The sequence below is a fragment of the Streptomyces sp. JLBJ103 genome (genome assembly GCF_058215575.1).
On the sequence record NZ_CM177089.1, the window covers coordinates 44,434 to 64,664 of the forward strand.

Below are 20,231 nucleotides of genomic sequence, written 5' to 3' on the forward strand. Positions count from 1 at the left end.
GTCGGAGAGCCGTTGATTGAATGGCATGCCGTGGGCAGCCTTGACAGCGGGCGCGGGTGGCAGATGTGCTGAATTTGAGGCACTTCCCCAACCCGGACTTCCCGGTCGACCAGGTCGCCCCGTAGATCACCGCCGCCGTACCACTGATCGATTCAGTCGTGGTTGGGCCGCGTCCCTCGTCGAGGGGAAGCCTCAGCACCAGAGCCGATTCGCCGCTGCCGATGCCGGAAGTGCGGGCCTGGTACGCGTTGCTGATGTCGGTGGCGGACAGTGCACGGCTGTAGACGCGCGCTTCGTCGATACTCCCGCTGAACGTACGGCTGGAGTCGGCTGGAGGTAGTCACAGCGGCTCTCTTTTGACGGATGTGGCATCCTTGCATACAAGTGCCCCAGCACTCAGAACTTCTGGCGGGCCCGTCAGAAGTGATCAGTTGCGAGAGTTCCACGCGACGCCGGAGTCCTCGCGGAAGCCGGTTACTTGTCGGCCCGTCACGGTCCGCCGCTACCACGCTCAATGAGCTCAGACGTCTCCAACTCTCCGCGTTGGGCACCGAGTTCGGAACCGTGTTTGGTGCCCCGGGCGGGCGATCACCGGCTTCACGCCGAGACCGCCAGTCGAGGGCCCTTGACGTTCGCGGGCCGACAGCCGGTTCGCAGGAAGCTGCGACGCCCCGGTCCGGCATCCGACGATGAGCATGGGATACGCGTCGTCGTGCTGGACCGGGGCGTCCGGCAGGATCCGCAGGGCGGAGGGGGAATCGCTCGTGCCGAGGAGCGATCTACCACTCGCCGAGCCAGGACCCCACTGTCATGACCTGTGCGCCTCGTCCGGGAAAGACCCGCTGCATGAAGAAGTCATGGACGTCCGCCTCGGCATCCGCGCAGGCATCACTCAAGACGGTGACCCGGTAGTCGCGATCCAGAGCGTCGTAGAGCGTTGCCGCGACCATGGCGCTGGTCGCCACTCCTGTGAGCACAATCGATTCGACCTGCTGGGCGCGCAGCACCAGGTCGAGTTCCGTTCCGATGAACGCGCTGGCGCGGCGCTTGGTGATGACGACATCCTCCGCGTGCGGCGCCAGTTGCGGAACGATGCCCGTCTCCCCGGATCCCTCGTGAAACAGGGTGCCGGCTTGGTGGAACGCTGTGAGCACGGTGTTGTTCTTCGAGACATCGACGCCCGAGGCACGCAGTTCCGTGCGTACGAAGACAACGAGGATGCCGTGCTCACGAGCCGCGGGTACCAACGATTGCATGGGAGGCAGGGGCGCCCGGGTGAACGGGTAGTTCGCCAGAATGCCTGTCTGCATGTCACCGACGATCAGTGCGGTGTTGGTGCGCTTGGTCACCCGACCTCCTCCGTGTCGTGAATCTGAGGCAGTGAATCATGAGCGGTGGACTGCTCCGCCTTTCGCCCGGCTGTCAGCAGGATCGTCAAGCCGATGGTCATGATGAGGGCGATGGCCAGAAGAGCGTAGGTGAAGTCGCCGGTCGCGTCCGCGATGGCGCCGGTCATGTAGGGGCCGATGAAGCCGCTGACATTGCTCACCGAGTTGATCAGCGCGATACCCGAGGCCGCGGCGGCACCGGTCAGGCACAGCGGCGGCAGTCGCCAGAAGTGCGGCATGGCGGTGAAGATGCCGGAGACGCTGACGCAGAACGCCGCGATGAACAGGACGTCGTTGTCGGTGAAGGTGGCCAGCAGCAGACCTACGACACCGAAGGCCATGGGGACCGCGGTGGAGAACACCACGGACCGGCGCGCCGCCACCTTGGCCCAGGCGAGCATGGCGATGATGGCGATCGCCGACGGAATGCCGGCGAGCAGCACGCTGCTGACGTCCGACATCCCGGAGACGTTCCCGGTGAGGGTGGCGATCATCGTCGGCAGGAAGAAGGCGATGGGGTACAGGCCGAAGACGATGGCGAAGAAGGCGATGGAGAGCATCCACACCCGACCGCTGGAAAGCGCCTGACGCATCCCGGTGAGCGCGCCGTGTGCGTTCTGTTGGTCGGTTTCCAGGGTGAGTCGCTGCTGGATGGCGTCCTTCTCCTCGGAGGTCAGCCACTTCGCGTCGGCGGGCCGGTCGGGTAGAAGGCGGTAGATGACGATTCCGGCCAGGACGGTGAAGAGACCCTCGATGAGGAACAATGATCGCCACCCGGCCTGCCCGGTGAGCTGCTCACCCCAGGACAGCATGGCCGCGGCGAGTGGCGATCCGATGATGCCGGACAGCGGAAGCATGACAAAGAAGATCGACATGGCCCAGGCGCGCTGTCTTCTGGGGAACCAGAAGGTCATGTACAGCAGGATTCCGGCGGCCAGTCCGGCCTCCGCGAAACCCAGCAGAATTCTCATGACGTAGAGCTGACCGACGCTGTGCACGGCCGCGGTTCCCATGGTGACGAAGCCCCAGGAGACAAGGATTCGGGTGATCCATTTCCGCGCTCCGAACCGGCGCAGCATCATGTTGCTCGGGATTTCCACGAGAATGTAGCCGATGAAGAACAGGCCGGAGGCCAGGCCCATTTGTCCGGCGGTGATGCCGATGCTCTTGCTGAGCGGCTGCGCCACGTAGCCGAGATTGGCGCGGTCGATGTAGCTCATCACGTAGGCGAGGCCGATGAGCGGGATGATGCGGATACCTACTTTGCGCCATACAGGGCGCATGTCATCGTCTGTCTTCGCAGGGGTGGTGACCTCGGCCATGCGGGAGTCCTCTCGGTGAGCGGTGTCCGAGGATGGTGGGGTGGGGGGTTGGGGACGGCGGGGTGCGGAATCCGACAGGGCCTAGCGCCGAGCGGCGCGCCGTTGCTGGGTTGCCGCCGTGTTGATCGCGCCATCGGGGGTGATGACGACTCCGTAGTCGCGGGTCGCCGCGGAAGCGGTGACCTTCCCGTCGAGTACGTCCTGAAGGACGCGGTCGGGGTCGCGGGTGAACGGGTCCCCGTGTCCGCCTCCACCGGCGGTGACGTGCCGGTGGCGTTCGCCGGCGGCGAGCAGCTGGACGACCTTGGCGGGGAGTATCTGCTCCTGTGGGGTGCCGGGGTTGAGGATGTTGGACGACGCCGTGCCCTGGGCTCCTCCCTGGAGGCCGTAGGGCAGGTGAGTGCGCCGGTCGGAGCGAATCTGTATCGAGACCGTGGGGGCGAGAACGGTCATGTCGCGGAAGGTCGACAGGCCACCGCGCCATTTGCCGGGGCCGGCGGTGTCGGGCAGGTAGCCATAGCCGTCGATGCGCACATGGCCGGACTGTTCGAGTTCCTCCACCGGCACATTGGCCAGGTTGGCGCCGAGCGGGCTGATGCCGTCCACACCGTCGCGGTCCGGACGGGCTCCCCAGGCTCCGCACAGGATGTCCCACAGGACGTTGGTGGTGCCGTCCTCTCCGGTGATGCCGATGGCCACGGAGTCGGGACCGCCGTCGCCCGCGGCCGGGACCCGGTCGGGAAAGACGGGAGCCAGCGCTCCGAGGACGGTGTCGATGATGCGGTAGGCGACCAGGCCGCGGGCGCCACGGGCCGAGGGCCTTCGGCCGTTGAGGATGGAGGCCTCGGGGATCGTGAAGGTGAGGGGCCGGTAGAAGCCGCTGTTGGCCGGGATATCGGATCCCAGGGCGCCTTGGATGGCCGCATAGGAGGCGGACCGGGTGAAGGAGGCGGTGGCGTTGAGGGCCGAGGCGACCTGGGGGGAGGACCCGGTGAAGTCCAGGTGCAGGGCGTCGCCCGCGATGGTGACGGTGACGCGGAAGGGGATGGGCGGCGAGCCCATGCCGTCGTCGTCGATGAAGTCCTCGAACGTGTAGGCACCGTCGGGGGCTTCGGCGACTGCCGCGCGCAGCAGTGTCTCGGAGTAGTCGAGGAGTTCCTCGTTGAGCGCGGCCAGCCCGTCGGTACCGTGGCGTTCGGCCAGTTCCTTCAGTCCTTCGCCACCCGCGTGACACGCGGCGAGCTGTGCTTCGAGGTCGCCGCGCAGCAGATCGGGCTCGCGTACGTTGCGGAGGATGAGCGCGAGGAAGGTCTCGTTGAGCGTGCCCGCGTCGCACAGCCGGGAAGGCGGGATCTGCACGCCTTCCGCGAAGATGCTGGTGGACTGCACCGCCATGGATCCCGCGGCCCAGCCGCCCACGTCCACGTGGTTGACGACGGTGACCGAGTAGCCGATCAGCTCCTGCCCGGAGTTGAACACCGGGGCGATGGCGAAGATGTCGGGCAGGTGCATGCCGCCCAGGTCGGGATCGTTGAGAAGGTAGACATCGCCTGGGCGGACGGAGTCACCGAAGGCCTGAAGTACGGCGCTCATGGCTTCGGGGATGGAGCCGAGGTGCACCGGACAGGTGTTGGCCTGCGCGATCACTCGTCCGGAGGCGTCGCACAGCGCGGCGGAGAAGTCCATGCTGGAGGCGACGATCTGGGAGTGGGCGGTGCGCAGAATGGTGATCGCCATTTCGTCGGCGAGTCCGGTGACCGCGTTCCGATAGACCTCGAACGTGGCGGCGTCGCTGATCGGGCGCGGGCTCATGAGGATGCCTCCGGGGCTGTGGTCGTCCAGCTGATGACGATGTTGTTGAAGCGGTCGCGGTGCGCGGTGGCTCCCGGCGGTACGAGGGTGGTGGCGTCCATGTCCTCGATGACCAGGGGACCTTGCCGGGGTTCCGGTGACAGGGCGGCGCGGGCGATGACCGGGGTCGGCTCGGTCTGGTCGAATCGGCACGGCCGAGTGGTCTCGGGGCGGGACGCCGAGGGCGGCAGGCTCAGAATCTGCTCGATACTGATGGGATTGCGTACCCGGCCGCGGACGCGGAGGTTGACGATCTCCACGAGTTCGTCGGTGCCGGCACGGCCGTAGGTGCGGTGGTGCTCGGCGTGGAACCGCTGCCGTGCGGCAGCCATCAGGTCGAGGTCCAGCGCCCCGTTGGGGATGGTGACGGACAGCTCGAAGCGCTGGCCGCGGTAGCGCATGTCAAGGACCCGCTGCACGTCGGTGTGTGCCGAGGGGTCGGCCTCGAGCAGGGTCTCGGTCACCTCCTTGGCCATGCGGTCGAACTCCGCGGTGAGCAGGTCCAGCGCGTCGAGGTCCGCCCGGTAGGGCGCCACCGCCTGCCGTTCGGTGTCGGCGACAAGGAGTCCGAGGCTGCTGAACAGCCCGGTGTGCACAGGGACGATGACGGTGTCGATGCCCAACTCCCGGGCGATCGCCGCGCCGTAGAGGGGCCCGGCACCGCCGAAGGCCACCATGACCGCTTCCCGGGGATCGCGACCGCGTTCGCTGGTGACGGCCTTGACCGCCTTGGTCATGCTGGACACGGCGACTTCGTAGGCGCCGCGGGCGGCCGCCGGGGTGTCGACGCCCAGGTCCTTGGCCACCGGGGCGATGGCCTGCTGTGCGAGGTCCGGCCTGATGGTCACCCGCCCGCCGGCCAGGGCCTGCGGGCTGAGGTAGCCCAGGACCACGTTGGCGTCGGTCAGCGTGGGGCTGGTCCCTCCGTTGCCGTAGCAGGCGGGACCAGGCCGGGAGCCGGCGCTCTCCGGTCCGACATGCAGGGATCCGGCGACGTCGGTGGAGATGACGCTGCCCCCACCGGCGCCCACTTCCGCGATGTCGATGGAGGGCACGCGCAGCGTGTATCCCGCCCCCTTGCCCATCCCGCGGGTGATGTTCATGCCCCCGCCGACCTCGTAGTCGCCCGCGACGAACGGTTCCCCGTGTTCGATGAGGGATGCCTTGGCCGTGGTGCCGCCCATGTCGAAGGCGACCACGGAGTCGAGGCCCATGAGCTGGGAGAGCTTCTGCACGGCGATGACGCCGGCGGCGGGCCCCGACTCGATGATCTGCGCCGGGCGCTCCACCACCGAGGCTGCGTCGAGGAGGCCGCCGCTGGACTGCATGATCATCAAGGGCGCGGAGACGCCTGCTTCCCGCAGGCCCTCGCCGAGCGCCGTGACATAGTCGTGGACCTGGGGCCCCACATAGCTGTTGACGACCGCGGTACTGGTGCGCTCGTACTCCTGCATCTGCGGTGTGATGTCGACGGAGGCGGTCACATACGTGCCGGGCAGGAGGGCCCGTAGTTCGGCGGCGACTCGGCGCTCCTCCTCGGGACGGGCGTAGGAGTTGATCAGACACACCGCCACCGCCTCGATGCCCGCGGCCTGGATCTCCTCAACCACACGAGCCAGTTCGGTGGAGTCCGCGGGAGGTTCGAGGTGACCTTCGGCGGTGATGCGCTGGTCGATCTCGTAACGGTGGCGCCGGGGAACGAGAGGGGTCGGCCGCTGCCAGGAGAGGTCGTACAGCAAGGGGCGGCGCAGGCGTCCGAGTTCCAGAACGTCCCGGAATCCCCGCGTGGTCACCAGGGCGGTCCGTGCTCCGCGCATCTCCAGGATGGCGTTGGTGGCCACCGTGGTGGCATGCAGCATCCCCCCGACCTGGCTGGGGAGCGCGCCCGCCTCGGACAGTGCGGCCCCGGTTCCGCCGAGGACGCCGCTGCCGAAGTCCGGCGGTGTGGAGAGGACCTTCACCGGGACGACCCGGCCGCCCGAGTCCAAGGCGATGACGTCGGTGAAGGTGCCACCGATGTCGGCGGCGACTCGCCAGCTTCCGTCGCGGTCGGTCTTGGCAGGTCCTGGCACGTTCGACTCCTTCGAAGATGGCCCTGGAAGGCTGCATCGCTACCGCCCCGCTGACGGTTGCGATGACCTTAGGGGAAATCTGAGATCTCAACAATGCCCTATTAAGATCTTTATTTCCTGGACGGCACCGCGCTGTCGTGCGCGTGACGCCTTCTGTCCCGCGGCTTCTATCCCGCGGCAGGCGCAGGCGGCCGGGCCTCCCCCGCCCCGCCCGCGCTCCCCCGAGTCAGCGCCCTGAGCCGCCGCCCCACCTCCTCGAGACTGGCCGCGGATCCGCCGTACAGCATGCGAACGTGCGTGCCCGGCCCGGCGAAGGCGTCTCCCGCGATGGCCGTCAAACCGTGATCCAGCAGCAGCCGTTCCAACCGGCGTCCCTGGAGGCCGAGGGGCGTGCAGTCGACGAAGACGAAAATCCCGGCGTCAGGCCGCACCGATGTGAGGCCGGCGCTTTCCAGCCCGTCGCGAAGAATGTCGCGCCGTTCCCGCATGGTTGCGAACTCTCGCTCGATCCAGCGTTGCGGGCCGGTCAGGACGGCATGCGCCGCGGCCTGGGCCACGTCGCCGACGTTGATGGCGTCCCACTCGAAGGCGCGGTGTATCGGGGCCAGCAGGTGAGCCGGGGCGTGCACATATCCGATCCGCCAGCTGGTGAAGGCGTAGTTCTTGCTGAGGCTGGTGACGGTGACCAGGTCGGGATGGTGGTCGCGCAGCGACATCTGCGGCACATAGCCGGGCCCGTCCCATACGTACCGCTCGTAGCACTCGTCGGCGAAGACGATCAGACCCTGGCGCGCGGCAATGTCCAGAAGCTGGCGCAGCCGCTCACGACTGGGCACATAACCGGTCGGATTGTTGGGATTGCAGAGCAGCAGCGCGCGGGTGGCCGGGGTGACCGCGGCCTCGAGCGCCGCCGGGACATGGTCCCATCCGCCGCTCTCGTCGGAGGGCACGTACACCGGCCGGGCTCCCGCCAGGCGGATCATGCCATCGAAGAAATAGCTGGGAGCGGGCACCACGACTTCGTCGCCCGGCGACAGCAGAGCCCTCAGGGCCACGCTCATCCCGTGCTGGGCGCCGTGGGTGATCAGCAATTCGCTCTCGGGATCCACCGTGAGCCCGTGCACGGCCCCCAGGCGCGAGGCGATCGCCTGACGGAGTTCCGCGGAACCGCGACTGCGCCGAGGGAACACCTCACCCGCGGCCGTCCGCGCCGCCTCCACGACGTGCTCCGGCATGGGAATCATCGGCACGCCGCGGAAGGGGACCATGGCCGCACGGTCCGATGGTGCCGCCTGGGCTCGTTCGGCGAGTTCGAGAGCCGGCAGACGTTCCAGCTTCATCAGGTTCCCTTCGCAGATCTTGGTTGCCGCAACCGGGCGCCCGCCCACGACGACACCGCGTCGGGCACCCTGTGGCATGGACGGGCGGTCAGGCCCACGAGAGCGCGCCGGGCAGCTGAGCCCACACGGTCTTGCCGTGGGGGTGCGTTTCGGCCGTGAGACTCCCGCCGAGTTCGGAAAGCAGTGCGTCGACGATCGCCGCCCCGCGGCCATGAGTGGCCTCCGGGGACGTGGCCATCCGCCTCGGGAAGACGCGCCAGTTGTCGCTGACGCCGAGTTCAAGGGTCCCTTCCTCACCGATCCCGAGCGTGACGACGATGCTCGGAGTGTGCGCACCGGCGTGGGTGACGGCGTTGGTCACCAGCTCCGAGGCGATGAGACCGAGGGTGTGGAGCAGCTCACCATCCTCGGGCAGCCCCCACTCGACGAGGGTGTCCACCAGGGCACCCCGGACCCTGGGCACATCAGCGGTGGAAGGCGGCAGGGAGAATGTCCGGTGAGTCCGGCAGAGCGTGGTGGCATTCATGATCATCATCTCGATGCTGACGGAGGGCGGAGGTCGAGAATCCAGACCCCCCGACTTGAGATCCCTATATGGCCATCTGAGATCTCAGTCCATCACAAAAGACGCGACACCCACCCTCTGGGAAGGGTGCACGCGATGCCGAGTCGGCCAAGAATCGCTCCGTTATAGGGAGCAGACCCAAGACCACAGTGTAGTGAGATCTCTATATGCACTTCTGAGATCTCACTTCTCAGTGCACCACCCACGGGAAGGACTGTCAACCCCTCGGGTAACGCGAGATGAATCCGACCCTCCGGGCATCAGGTGATGCTGATACTGACCTCGGCAAGGGACGCATGCGACACAAGCTGGTCGATGATCTGCTCCTGCGCGGACCGCGTTCTGGCGCTCATGGCCGCACGGGCCGCAGCCGGGTCGCGGTCCCGGACGGCCTCGAGGATCTCCCGCCGCTGGTGCGCGGAGGACTCCGAGAAGGACAGCGACTTCAAGGTGATCCGTAGGACCCGCTCCAACTCGTCGAAAGCCCGGACGATCGCCTGGGCCAGCATGTCATTGCCGCACCGGTTGGCGATGATCGCGTCGAACTCGAGGTTGGCCCGGAGGAACGCGTCGATACTCGCCTGGTCGCCCGTCTCGTACGTGACAGACAGGAGCTCTTCCATCCGAGCGAGATCGTGCTCCGGAAGGCCGAGTTCTGCCGCGAGACCCGCGGCCTCGACTTCCAGTAGCCGACGGAAAGCGCACAGGTCACGGGTCCCCTTGAGGGTGACCGGGAGGATGCGGTAGCCCGAGCGCGGAAGTGCCTGCACCAGACCGTCCCTCTGCAACCGGGTCAGGGCCTCCCGGACGGGCATCGTGTTGGCACCGGCCCGGCGTTCAAGGGTCGATTTGGTGACATGAGTGCCAGGCTCCAGCTCGAGTTCGATGATCTGGCGCTTGATGGTGGCGTATGCGCGCTCGGTGGCGCTGAGACTCGGATGGTCTTCACCGAGGATGGCGGGCAAATACTTCACACCCCCCACCTTAACGCAATTGTGATCTCACACCCCCGCCAAGCAGATCTCAAGCCGCCGATTCCCCCTGCGGTACGACCGACTCGCACACTGACGCCACTGCGCACCTGAGCCCCGCACGCATGGGCTTTCCCTGCTCGCCTTCATGCGATCCAGCAGTTGATCAACCTGCCGGTCCGCGCTGCCCGTCGACCCCGCGCCCCGCCATCGGCGCGGGGCACGGGTAGACAGCTTCGGCCGCACCCGCTAACGTCCGCGCCGTGAGTTAACGTTCACTAACGCCCGGGGGGTCGGGCTCCCGGTCTCGCCTGGCCGCCCTGTCGGACCCGGCCGACGGCGAGCCCTCCTCGACACTCGGCAGATCCCGGGAGCACGGCGGAAGCCGCCTGCCTCGCGAACTCCGGCGCCGACCACCCTCATGACCGGCACAAGCGGCTGTGGCCTGTCGACGACTGGCCATCTTCGGCGAACCCGACCTCAGACGGAGGGCACACATGGACAAAGTCGTTACTTCCGCCGCCCAAGCCGTGGCGGAGATCCACGACGGAGCTTCGCTGGCAGTGGGCGGCTTCGGCCTCTGTGGCATCCCTGCCGTGCTCATCCAGGCGCTACTGGAGCAGGGCGCGGCAGACCTCAGCGTCGTGTCCAACAACTGCGGCGTCGACGGCTGGGGACTGGGCGTGCTGCTCGAAGCACGCCGCATCTCGCGCGCCACGTGCTCGTATGTGGGCGAGAACAAGGAGTTCGCTCGCCAGTATCTCTCCGGCGACCTCGAGTTGGAGTTGGTGCCGCAGGGCACGCTGGCTGAGCGGTTGCGCGCGGGCGGTTGCGGCATACCCGCCTTCTTCACGCCCGCGGGCGTGGGAACCCAGGTTGCCGACGGCGGACTGCCTTGGCGCTACGACGCCGAGGGCAGTGTCGCCGTCGCCTCGCCGCGCAAAGAGGTCCGCGAGTACGACGGCGCGGAGTACGTACTGGAGGAGTCCATCACCACCGACTTCGCTCTGGTACGGGCGGCCAGGGGTGACAGGCACGGAAACCTCGTCTTCGACAAGTCCGCACGGAACTTCAACCCGCTCGCGGCCATGGCCGGACGAGTGACCATCGCCGAGGTCGAAGAACTCCTCGAACCCGGAGAACTCGCCCCGGACGCGATCCATCTTCCCGGGGTGTTCGTGCAGTCGGTGCTCCCACTCACCACGGCCGAAGCCACAGACAAGCGCATCGAGAAGACGACCGTGCGCGCAGCGCACATCGGCAAGACAGGAGTGCACAACTGATGGCCTGGTCCAGAGACGAGATGGCAGCCAGAGCAGCCCGCGAACTGGCCGACGGCGCCTATGTGAACCTCGGCATCGGACTGCCCACTCTGGTGCCCAATCATGTGCCGCCCGGCGTCCATGTGGTGCTTCAGTCCGAGAACGGCATTCTGGGCCTGGGCCCCTACCCGACCGCTGATCAGATGGACCCGGACCTGATCAACGCCGGCAAGGAGACCGTCAGTGTGCTGCCGGGAGCCTCGTTCTTCGACTCCTCGCTGTCCTTCGGCATGATCCGGGGCGGGCACATCGACGTGGCGATCCTGGGCGCCATGCAGGTGTCCGCAACCGGCGACCTCGCGAACTGGACCATCCCCGGGAAAATGATCAAGGGGATGGGCGGCGCCATGGACCTCGTCCACGGAGCCCGGCGCGTCATCGTCCTGATGGACCACACGGCCAAGGACGGCAGCCCGAAGATCGTCGAGGAGTGCGCACTCCCCCTCACGGGCAGGCGGTGCGTACAACGCGTCATCACCGACTTGGGCGTGATCGACATAACGGAACGCGGCCTGGTTCTCGCCGAGACAGCGCCGGGCGTCTCCCTCGACGAGATCCGGGACAGAACCGGAGCGAACCTCGAAGTCCGGGCGGCGCCCAGGTCGCCTTGACCAACGCCCGGCGCTTCAGCCGGCCTGTTCACCACCATGCTGACGGTCGGCGGCGTATACCTCCTCGCCAGGCTCAGCCCGGTGATCTTCCCTGCATGGAGGCAGATGGTCGGCCCCGGCTCCTCCAAAGGCGAGGCGAAGAGCCCAATCCAGCATGGCTCGGGGGCGGAGCTGTGAGGATAGCCGGACAAGACCAGGTTGACCGCTCGATCACCTTCCGTAGCAGGGACTATCGAGCGGCTAGGCTAGGGAACCGCGCGATGCCGGGGCAGCGTCTGCCGGGGAGCGAGCTGCGAGGTGGCGACAGAGCTTTGGGGGCGGAGTGCAGCCGGACGGTGGACTAGGTGTTGGCCTCAGCCCGAGGGAGGCAGCCGCTCTTCTGTTGGACAAGATTCGTCAGGGCAACGGCTACGCCCGCGGCAAGAAAAAGCGGTTCGGTCGAAGCGCCTCCCTCACCAAGGTGGCGACGCTTGTACTGTCCGCCGCCTCCACCGTCATCCTGGGCCTGCAGAATCTCAACGCGTGGGCTGGTCTGGCCCTGGCGTGTGTGGCGCTGGTGACGTTGCTGGGAGCCATCGAACCGTTCTTCAATTGGCGCTCCCGGTGGGTTCTGATGGAAGAAGCGCAGTACCGGTTCCAGCGGCTTGCCGATGACCTCGAATACCTCGTGGCATCGACACCCGCCGACGAGCTCACGTTCGATCAGCTGGGCGAGATCTTCGGTCGGTATCAGACGATCTGGGAAGACCTGAGCCGCACCTGGCTGGAGCATCGTCGGGAACCCGCGCCGTCGACCAATACCTAGAGGCGCGCGGCTACGAGCTGTGGCCCGGTCAAGCTCACGTGGCACACGATTAAGATCGCCTGTCAGAGGTCAGTGACTGAGCGCCGCGATCCACTACGTGCGCGCCGCCCACCCCGAGCGCTTCGCCATCGACCCGACTCAGGCGTGAGTCCTACTGACGCCGCTGGCCAAGGACACAGAACTCGTTACCTTCGGGGTCTGCCAAGACAACCCACGATTGATCACCCTGGCCAATGTCAACACGCTTCGCGCCATGAGCCACCAGCCGAGCCACCTCGGCGTCCTGGTCATCAGGCCTGAAGTCGAGATGCAGCCGACTCTTGCACTTCTTGCTCTCATCAAGCCGGACGAAGTCCAACCCCGGCAGGCGATCCGGCTCCGGGCGGATCTCGAACTCCTCATCGGAGGAGTGCACCACCACCCAACCAAGAGCCGTAGCCCACCACTGCCCCAAGGCCACCGGATCCACCGAGTGAACAATTACCTGTTCCCATTCCAAGGTCATCCGGAGATCTTAGACCTGCCAGGGCTTCGAATGACAGGCACTCAGGCATCCCTCATCGGGCTGAACCCGAGTGCCTTTCCCTCATGTGACTCAGCGACGCAGGGCGGTCTCCCGCTCCATGCGCGACAGCTTCTCGGGATTGCGCACCACGTAGAGCCCGGTGATGAGGCCGTCATCGACACGCACCGCGATGACGGTGTCGATCACGTCGTCGAAGCGGACGACCAGCGCCGGGTAACCGTTGACGTGTGCCGGTCGCAGTGCGGCGGTAGTGGCGATCCTGCCCAGTACCTGAGCCACCTCGTCGGTTCCCACCACGGGTGACAGTGCGGCCCGCACGACGCCGCCACCATCACCGAGCAGGACCACGTCGGGCGCGAGAAGGTCGAGCAGATGTCGCAGGTCGCCCGTGTGCGTGGCTTCCTGGAACGCCTGGATCACATCACGGGTCTCCGCCGCGGACACCGCTCCGCGCGGCCGGCGGGCCGCGACATGTTTCCGTGCCCGGTGGGCGATCTGGCGGACCGCGGCCGGGCTCTTGTCGACGGCTTCCGCAATCTCGTCATAGTCGACGTCGAACACCTCACGCAGCACGAACACCGCCCGCTCGCTCGGGGTGAGCGTCTCCAGGACCAGCAGCATCGCCATCGAGACGCTTTCGGCCAGCTCGACGTCCTGCGCCACATCCGGCGCGGTCAGCAACGGTTCGGGCAGCCAGGGACCGACGTAGGACTCCTTGCGCCGACTGAGCGTGCGCAGTCGGCTCAGCGCCTGGCGGGTGGCGATGCGCACCAGGTAGGCACGCTGATCCCGCACGATGTCGAGGTCGACGGCCACCCAGCGCAACCAGGTCTCCTGCACGACATCTTCGGCGTCCGCGGCCGAGCCGAGCATCTCGTAGGCGACGGTGAACAACAGGTTGTGGTGGGCGACGAACGCCTTGGTGGCCGCGTCCACAGCGGAGCCCGCGCGGTCGCTCCGGGCGGACGACTCGGCTGTCTTCGTTGTCGGCTCACTGCATGCGCTCACGGCTTCTTCCCGTCTGTCCGCTCTCGACTGAGTCACACGCACAAGACGCCGATCCCCAGCGCTTTGTGACATCCCTGAGCGGTGGCGCGTGCCACATCATCACGGCGTCACAGAGTTCGGGTCGCCGGCATCTCTTGTGCGTCGGGACGCTGCGCGGACGAGCCGCGCGGCAGACAACACCACGAGTGAGGACCACGCTATGGAATCTCGTTTCGACCTGATGGCCAATGAGCTCGGCGCCCAGATCGGCAAGCGGTTCTACCACGTGAGCATGGCGATCCAGCAGTCATCGCTGCCCCAGGCCACCCAGGAGCTGGTGATGCTGCGCGCCAGCCAGATCAACGGGTGTGGTTTCTGCGTCGACTTCCACACCAAGGATGCCGCGGCTGCCGGAGAGACCGCTGTGCGGCTCCACCTGGTCGCCGCCTGGCGCGAATCCACCGTCTTCACCGAGGCCGAGCGAGCCGCGCTGGCACTCGCCGAGGAGGGCACTCGGCTCGCCGACGCCCACCGGGGCGTGTCCGACGAGACCTGGGCTCAGGTGCGTAAGCACTACGACGACGACCAGATCGCCGCAATGGTCTACCTGGTGGCCGTGATCAACGCGGCCAACCGGCTCGGTGTGATCGTGCGCAACCCGGGCGGTTCCTACCAGCCCGGCATGTTCACCAGCTTGTCGAGCTGATCGACAGGTCGTTCACGGCCCGGCCGGGAATCCTTCGATCTCCAGCCGGGCCGCGCATCGTGGTCGGCCGTCCTGACCGGCCGGCGGAACGTGGGCAGGCCGAGTTGAACACGTTCAACCGGCGGGGTGGGCCTCCCGGATTCTCTCGTTGAGGTGTTGGGACGGCCCTCGGGAGCCGGGGGCCGTCGGCCGGCGGGCAGCCGCGGGGGAGACGGCTGCCCGGGTCTTTCGGGTGCGGGCGTGGCCCGCTGCCTTATCCGTTGAGCGCGTTGGAGCTGTCGCTCTGCCAGTACGTGACCTTCGCGCTGTCGTCGATGTACACCGAGCCGGGCAGCGAGACGGAGGTGGCGGTGTCGGAGCCCTTGAGGTACACCTCCAGCTTGGTGACCTTGGTGCCGTTCGTGCCCGAGCCGTCGGCGCTGGAGGTGAGGATGCCCGCGTAGCCGGACTTGCCGGGCGCGAGGGTGACGACGGCCTGCGGCTTCGTGGCCTCCACGACCGGGGTGGCCGCCTGCCCGTCGTCGAACCGCAGCGCGGGGGCGCCCGGGAGGTTGCAGGTGGCACCGGACTTGTTGGTGGCCTGGAGCAGCAGGTAGTTGACCGGCCGGGGGGCCTTGGTGACGCTCATCGACACCTTGTCCGGATCACAGGTGCCGGTCTTGGAGCCGCCCGCCTGGGCGCCACCCTGAGCACCGGCGTCGGCGCCGCCTCCCGCGTTCGTGTCCTGCTTACCGCCGTCCTTGGCGTCGGAGCCCGGGGCGGCGGACGAACTCTCCGCGGGGCCGGACCGCTTGACGCCGTCCGCGTCATCGCTGTTGCAGGCGGCCAGGGTGAGGGCGGCGGCCATGAGGGTCACGCCAGCGACGGCGGTGCGCATGGTGCGGGCGTTGGTGGCGGTGATCGACATGGTGGTTCTCCCCAGCGGGACGCGGTCGTCTTGCGGTACGTCTCAAGACTGTCCGGCGCCGCTGGCGTACGACTGCTGTACCGCTACCGCACCGCTAACGTCTCACTAACGCGCCCCGCGCACCGTCGTGTGGCGGGGCGTTGACCATGACTGCCTCCGCTTCTTCGACACCCCCTACAGCCCGTGTTCCAACGGGTGCGGCGCTGGACAGTCCGTTCCGGCTCAGCTGCGGCCCGGTGCAGGGCACCGCCGACGGCAGGCCGTACGACATCGGGATGTCCGGCTCCGTACCGTGACACGCAACCTCCTCACGCTCCACGCCCTCTTCCATACCGGCCGTGACCGTACGCGCAGGCGTGCGCGGTCCCGGCCGTACACCGGCCGACCGACCCCACGAGGACACACCGCCGTGACACCCGACGAACACGTCGACCGCATCGCCGACGATCTCATCGACCGTCGGCGCGCAACCCGTTGCGTTCGTCGGGAAACGCACAGCTCGGGTGCCGACCGTTCCGCGGACACCGGTGGTCGACGTTCCGGCTCTCGCCGGCCGGCGGACGGCCCGCCGAGGAATCGGGGCACGTACAGGCCGGTGGTAGTTCGCCGCCTCGCGCCGCAGACCGTATGACGTTCGCCGGCACCCGGGCCGTCCGGGCGCACGCCGGAATCGCTGGAACCCTCCGAGCCGTCGTCTGCCCTCACGCAGTCGGCCTCGGTGCACACGACCGACTTGGGGCAGACGTGCCGGAACTTGTACTGCATGCCAATGGACGCACCTGGACCCTGGACCCGTCCCGGAGCTACACCGTCGGGCGCGACCATCAGGCCGACATCTCGTGCATCGACCGCCGCGTCTCCCGGCGACACGTCACGATCCGCTGCGACGGCGGGACCTGGGTCATCGAGGACCTCAGCAGCGCGAATGGCACGTTCGCGGAGGGACGCCGTATCCAGCGGATCGAGATCGGCCACGGTTCGATCGTCCGGCTGGGGGATGTCTCCAGCGGCATGCGGCTGGACTTCACCGGGGCCTCGCCGGAGGTGCGTGGCGACCAGGCGCGTGCTGCCGCGCAGGGCCACGCGTCGGCGCACCAGGGCGAGGCGCATGACGCGGCCAAAGGTGCCTCGGGTCGGGGTACGGCGGCGGCCCCCGTCGCACCCCCAGTAGCGCCCGGACCCCGGGCGGGGACGGCTCCGGGAGCCCCGGCGGGCGCGGCAGCCTCAGCGTGGCCAGCGGCCCCGACCGGTACCGCTGCCCCCGCCGGTACGGCCGCCCCCACCGGCGCCGTGGCGGGCTCCGTCCACTCCGGCCCGTCCCCCTCCAGCCCGTCCGCCTCCAGCCCGTCCGCCTCCGACCCGTCGGCACGACCGGCGACCACGTCGGCTCCGGCTCCGGCTCCGGCCCCCGCCCCGTCGTCCTCCGCTGCCCGGCCGCCTCGCGAACCGAAGCCCGCCACGGTCAGCGAACCACGTCCCCAGCACAAGGCAGCCCCCGGCGACGGCCCCTTCCGACCCCTCCCCCACCGCGGCGTATCCGGCCCCGCCAATGCCCCCTTTCCCGGGGCTCCCGCAGGGGCGGGCTACGCCCGGGACCCCCATCGCTCCACCCGGCCCGGCGGAGACGCAGACGGGCCCCGTGGAGCGGCCGCGGCCCTCTCCATCGACCGGGATCCGTCGGGCGTCCACCCGATCGTCCTGGGGGAGCATCTGCGCATCGGCCGCGCGCCGGACAACGAACTCGTGGTGGAGGGCCCGCACGTCTCCCGCCACCACGCGGAGTTCCGGCCCCTGCCCGATGGCCGCTTCGAGATCGTCGACCTCGGCAGCCACAACGGCACCTACGTCAACGGGCAGCCCGTGGACCGCCGGATCATCGGCCCGTACGACATCGTCGGTGTCGGCCACTCCACCTTCCGCCTCGCCGGGGACCGGCTGGAGGAGTTCGTCGACACCGGTGAAGTCTCCTTCGCCGCCCGGAACTTGACGGTGACGGTCGGGCGCGGCAAGACCATCCTGGACGATGTCTCCTTCGGTGTCCCGGAGAAGTCGTTGGTGGCGGTGATCGGGCCGTCCGGCTCCGGGAAGTCCACCCTTCTGCGCGCGCTCACCGGCTACCGGCCTGCCGACCGCGGCCAGGTCCTCTACGACCACCGCGATCTCTACACCCAGTTCGCCGAGTTGCGCCGCCGAATCGGCCTCGTTCCGCAGGACGACATCCTGCACAAGGAGCTGACCGTCGACACCGCTCTGATGTACGCCGCCAGGCTCCGCTTCCCCGGTGACACCAAGGCCGCCGAGCGCAAGGCCCGTATCGACGAGGTGCTCCAAGAGCTGAGACTCGACGTCCACCGGGACAAGAAGGTCGTCTCGCTCTCCGGCGGTCAGCGCAAGCGGGTGTCCGTCGCCCTGGAACTGCTCACCAAGCCCTCTCTGCTCTTCCTCGACGAGCCCACCTCCGGTCTGGACCCGGGCCTGGACCGCGATGTCATGAAGTTGCTGCGGGGGCTCGCCGACGACGGCCGCACCGTCCTGGTGGTCACCCACTCCGTGGCCGAACTGCCCTTGTGCGACCGGGTGTTGGTACTGGCTCCCGGCGGCTCCATGGCCTACTTCGGTGCCCCGGACGAGGCGCTGGACTTCTTCGGCCACGAAAGCTGGGCCGATGTCTTCTCCGCCTTCGAGAACCATCGCGAGGACGACTGGGGCGGGCGCTGGCGGGCTTCCCCGCAGTACGACCGGTGCGCCGCGGAGATCGCCTCGGTCGTACCGCCGCAGGAGCCGGGCGCCCTCCCGGCGCAGCGTCCCGCGCGAGCTCCGCAGCCCAAACCACAGCGCTGGATCGGCCAGCTGTGGACCCTGATCCGCCGCTATGTGTCGGTCATCGCCTCCGACAAGGGCTTCATGGCACTGATGCTGCTGCTCCCGGCCGTGCTGGGCGGAGTGAGCTGTCTGATTCCGGCGACGTACGGACTCGCCCCGCCACCGCCCGACAGCCGATTCCGCTACAACCAGGAGGCCGGAACCATTCTGCTGGTGCTGGTCGTCGGCATGTGTTTCTCCGGCGCGGCCAACTCCGTACGCGAATTGATCAAGGAACGGGTGATCTACGAACGGGAGAGAGCCACAGGTCTGTCCCGGTCCGCGTATCTGATGTCGAAGGTGGTCGTCCTCGGTCTGATCACCGCGATGCAGGGTGTTGTCATCTGCGCGATCGGCTTCTCCGTCCGGCAACTGCCCGCTCAGGGACTGCTCATGCCCACGGCGGTCGAGGTCTGTGTGGTGATCGGTGCGCTGGGCTTCACGTCCATGATGTTCGGCCTGGTCATCTCCGCGCTGGTGAGGACCTCCGAGAAGACCATGCCGCTGCTGGTGATGTTCGCCGTCGTCCAGGTGGTCTTCACCGGCGTCCTCTTCAAGCTGTTCAACGCTCCGGGCATCGAACAAGCCGGCTGGCTGATGCCCGCCCGCTGGGGGGTCGCCGGCGCCGGGACCACACTGGACCTCGCGCACACCATGCCGCCCTGGAACCTCGACAGGCCGGACGATCTCGACCCGCTGTGGGCCCACACCGTCACCCAGTGGGGCATCGATCTCGGCGTGCTCCTGGCGATCGGGCTGATCTGCGGTTTCATCGTGGCCCGCCTGCTGCGTCGGCACGAACCCGAGGTCATGCGCGACGAGTAGTACGTCGTCAGGTGCCGGGTCCGTGGTACACGGCCGGATAGTCGATGTTGATGATCTGTTCCGCCTGGAACTCTGTTCGCCGCGGGTCGGAGCCGACCGGCGCAAGCATCAACCGGGCGGACAGCGGTTTCCGCCACCGTGCGGACAGTGCTGCCATATCCCTGATCATGGCGGCGATCTCGTGCTCAGGAACCGAGCCGGGCAAGGGGATCGTGTCCAGACCCGCACCGCAGACCGACGAATACGCCAGCACCGAGTCGGCGTCGATCCGGCCCTCCTGCCAGGCGTGCGCGAGCACCCTGTCTTCGAGTACGGGGAGCATCAGACCCGCGTATCCGACGGTGGGTTGGCTGACCGACCGGATACCGGCCGTCACAGCGGCGCAGGTCGCGAGGGTGCCGGGCGAACCGAACCGGATGCCGCCGACGATTTCCAGGAATGCCCCGATGCTGGCATCCGGCGCGCAGGCCGGCGACGGATCGAAACCGTGGAACAGCAGACCGCGTCGTTCGCACGATGGTCTCAGCAGGCATTCGATGGCGGCCAGCTGTTCTTCCAGGCATGTCCTGGTCAGTTGTGTCGCCTCCGCGAGGTCACGGGGGCGATTGGCTCGGGCGTGTGCGAGCAGCGTGCCGGTCGACTGCAACCCCACGCTCACGCCTGCGCGAAGGCCGTCGCTGAAGGATCCCGGGAACAGCGGAGCGTTGGCGTCCAGATTGGCGGCTGCCGCGAAGCGGAAGTTGGCATCTCCGTCACGGCTCGCCAGCTCGCGGACGACGGACCCGCTGAAGTCGACGGCAGCGTGGTCCACGGTGGCACCGTCGGCGACCACAACAGCCATGAACAGCGATGGGTACGCGGTCAACACGTCCGCGACGTCAGAAGGTTCGAGATCCACCAGCGCAGCAGGCCGCAATGCGGCCAGCGAGGCGCTGCCCACGCCCGCACGTCGGCAGCCTTCCACCAGATCAGCGGCCCGCGCGAGGAGTTGGTCGTGGTCCAGCGGCTCGTCGAGGGCCGGGCTGGACAGGCGGACCGTCTGGACGTCGAACCCGGCCCGCGCGATCTCGTCGCCGATCTCCCGTGCCTTCTCACCGTATTCCCTGATGCCGGCGACACTGACGCGCCCGCCCTGGAACGCCTCGTCAGGAAGGCAGAGGGTCACGGCGCG

At 67.9% G+C, this 20,231-nt stretch carries 16 protein-coding genes; 5 read left to right on the forward strand and 11 right to left on the reverse strand.

Features of this window, described 5'->3' with window-relative positions; genetic code table 11:
- Nucleotides 1-779 precede the first annotated feature (779 nt).
- From AC4BEG_RS00225 to AC4BEG_RS00255, 7 genes are all read right to left on the reverse strand, one after another.
- Entirely contained in the window at nucleotides 780-1,349 is a 570-nt protein-coding gene (locus AC4BEG_RS00225) for a cysteine hydrolase family protein (protein WP_490703866.1), read from the reverse strand.
- Nucleotides 1,346-2,710, reverse strand: coding sequence for an MFS transporter (locus AC4BEG_RS00230; RefSeq protein ID WP_490703867.1), 1,365 nt, complete (start codon nucleotides 2,708-2,710; stop codon nucleotides 1,346-1,348). The genes AC4BEG_RS00225 and AC4BEG_RS00230 overlap by 4 nt, the downstream gene beginning before the upstream one ends.
- Before the next feature lie 81 nt (nucleotides 2,711-2,791).
- Entirely contained in the window at nucleotides 2,792-4,522 is a 1,731-nt protein-coding gene (locus tag AC4BEG_RS00235; RefSeq protein ID WP_490703868.1) for a hydantoinase B/oxoprolinase family protein, read from the reverse strand.
- Nucleotides 4,519-6,633, reverse strand: a complete 2,115-nt coding sequence (locus tag AC4BEG_RS00240) for a hydantoinase/oxoprolinase family protein (protein ID WP_490703869.1) — start codon at nucleotides 6,631-6,633, stop codon at nucleotides 4,519-4,521. The genes AC4BEG_RS00235 and AC4BEG_RS00240 overlap by 4 nt, the downstream gene beginning before the upstream one ends.
- Nucleotides 6,634-6,800: 167 nt before the next feature.
- Nucleotides 6,801-8,021, reverse strand: a complete 1,221-nt coding sequence (locus tag AC4BEG_RS00245) for a pyridoxal phosphate-dependent aminotransferase (protein ID WP_490703870.1) — start codon at nucleotides 8,019-8,021, stop codon at nucleotides 6,801-6,803.
- Between the two features lie 40 nt (nucleotides 8,022-8,061).
- Nucleotides 8,062-8,436, reverse strand: coding sequence for an ATP-binding protein (locus tag AC4BEG_RS00250; protein WP_490703871.1), 375 nt, complete (start codon nucleotides 8,434-8,436; stop codon nucleotides 8,062-8,064).
- 362 nt (nucleotides 8,437-8,798) lie between these two features.
- Nucleotides 8,799-9,512, reverse strand: coding sequence for a GntR family transcriptional regulator (locus AC4BEG_RS00255; protein ID WP_490703872.1), 714 nt, complete (start codon nucleotides 9,510-9,512; stop codon nucleotides 8,799-8,801).
- 494 nt (nucleotides 9,513-10,006) lie between these two features.
- On the opposite strand from AC4BEG_RS00255, the gene AC4BEG_RS00260 reads away from it, so the two are divergent.
- The 3 genes from AC4BEG_RS00260 (at nucleotide 10,007) to AC4BEG_RS00270 (ending at nucleotide 12,247) form a co-directional block, all read left to right on the forward strand.
- A complete protein-coding gene (locus AC4BEG_RS00260; protein ID WP_490703873.1) occupies nucleotides 10,007-10,792 on the forward strand; it encodes a CoA transferase subunit A in 786 nt (261 codons plus the stop codon).
- Entirely contained in the window at nucleotides 10,792-11,442 is a 651-nt protein-coding gene (locus tag AC4BEG_RS00265; protein WP_490703874.1) for a CoA transferase subunit B, read from the forward strand. Before AC4BEG_RS00260 ends, AC4BEG_RS00265 begins: the two co-directional genes overlap by 1 nt.
- 382 nt (nucleotides 11,443-11,824) lie before the next feature.
- Nucleotides 11,825-12,247 (forward strand): DUF4231 domain-containing protein, encoded by a 423-nt coding sequence (locus AC4BEG_RS00270; RefSeq protein WP_490703875.1) that lies wholly within the window; start codon nucleotides 11,825-11,827, stop codon nucleotides 12,245-12,247.
- 151 nt (nucleotides 12,248-12,398) lie between these two features.
- Here AC4BEG_RS00270 and AC4BEG_RS00275 read toward each other — a convergent pair whose 3' ends face one another.
- Together AC4BEG_RS00275 and AC4BEG_RS00280 are read right to left on the reverse strand one after the other, a co-directional pair.
- Nucleotides 12,399-12,752 (reverse strand): VOC family protein, encoded by a 354-nt coding sequence (locus AC4BEG_RS00275; RefSeq protein ID WP_490703876.1) that lies wholly within the window; start codon nucleotides 12,750-12,752, stop codon nucleotides 12,399-12,401.
- 90 nt (nucleotides 12,753-12,842) lie between these two features.
- Entirely contained in the window at nucleotides 12,843-13,823 is a 981-nt protein-coding gene (locus AC4BEG_RS00280; protein ID WP_490703877.1) for an RNA polymerase sigma-70 factor, read from the reverse strand.
- A gap of 157 nt (nucleotides 13,824-13,980) precedes the next feature.
- On the opposite strand from AC4BEG_RS00280, the gene AC4BEG_RS00285 reads away from it, so the two are divergent.
- Nucleotides 13,981-14,466, forward strand: a complete 486-nt coding sequence (locus tag AC4BEG_RS00285; RefSeq protein ID WP_490703878.1) for a carboxymuconolactone decarboxylase family protein — start codon at nucleotides 13,981-13,983, stop codon at nucleotides 14,464-14,466.
- A 253-nt stretch (nucleotides 14,467-14,719) separates the two neighbouring features.
- Here AC4BEG_RS00285 and AC4BEG_RS00290 read toward each other — a convergent pair whose 3' ends face one another.
- Complete coding sequence (locus tag AC4BEG_RS00290) at nucleotides 14,720-15,373, reverse strand: DUF4232 domain-containing protein (RefSeq protein ID WP_490703879.1); 654 nt, start codon at nucleotides 15,371-15,373, stop codon at nucleotides 14,720-14,722.
- 744 nt (nucleotides 15,374-16,117) lie between these two features.
- Between AC4BEG_RS00290 and AC4BEG_RS00295 the strand changes: the two genes are divergently transcribed.
- Nucleotides 16,118-19,060 carry an ABC transporter ATP-binding protein/permease gene (locus tag AC4BEG_RS00295; RefSeq protein WP_490703880.1) on the forward strand — a complete coding sequence of 981 codons (2,943 nt, stop codon included), beginning with the start codon at nucleotides 16,118-16,120 and terminating at the stop codon, nucleotides 19,058-19,060.
- Nucleotides 19,061-19,067: 7 nt separating this feature from the next.
- On the opposite strand, the gene AC4BEG_RS00300 is transcribed toward AC4BEG_RS00295, so the two are convergent.
- The gene (locus AC4BEG_RS00300) at nucleotides 19,068-20,225 is read right to left on the reverse strand and encodes a DUF711 family protein (RefSeq protein ID WP_490703881.1); all 1,158 of its coding nucleotides are present in this window, start codon (nucleotides 20,223-20,225) and stop codon (nucleotides 19,068-19,070) included.
- Between the last annotated feature and the right edge of the window lie 6 nt (nucleotides 20,226-20,231).